General features: G+C 67.9%; 1 protein-coding gene. It reads left to right on the top strand.

Annotated elements, in window-relative coordinates:
- Positions 1–384: amidase family protein (locus SB765_RS28000; protein ID WP_410932271.1), on the top strand; the 384-nt coding region annotated here is incomplete at its 5' end.
- Between the last annotated feature and the right edge of the window lie 102 nt (positions 385–486).

Genomic DNA, 486 nt, shown 5'->3' with positions numbered 1-486 from the left:
ACCGGGCCTTGGCTGGCAACCGTGCTCGACAGCCTGGGCGAATGCCTGGGTAACCCCGGCCTTGCAAGGCAGCTACCCAAACGCGATGCCCTGTTACACGCGCTGACCGAACGGCTGGATGGCAACAGTGTACTGGCCCTGCCGGCGTTGCCCGGCACCTCGCCCGAGCATGGCCATGCCCTGCGCTACCCGGGGGATATCGGCTACACCGCGTTGTTCAACGTACTGGGCCTCCCGGCCCTGACGGTACCCATGGGGCGCCTCGATCAAGGCTGCCCGGTGGCCGTGCAGCTGGTGGCCGGCCCCGGCCAGGAGCCTGTGCTGCTCGACGCAGCACGCTCACTGGAGCTCGCATTCGGTGGCTGGATCGCACCGCCCTTCTGACCCAACACACTCGGGACACCATCATGCCCAATACCCTTCACGCCAGTACCGTGCAGCTCGCGCCAACGGCGCCGGCACAGTCAGCCGTTGGCTCCCAGGCCG

Origin of the sequence: Pseudomonas sp. SIMBA_067, assembly GCF_046534675.1 — a bacterium.
Lineage (GTDB): Bacteria > Pseudomonadota > Gammaproteobacteria > Pseudomonadales > Pseudomonadaceae > Aquipseudomonas > Aquipseudomonas putida.
Note: the sequence above shows the minus strand (reverse complement) of the source record. Positions and strands in the feature narration are given on the sequence as shown.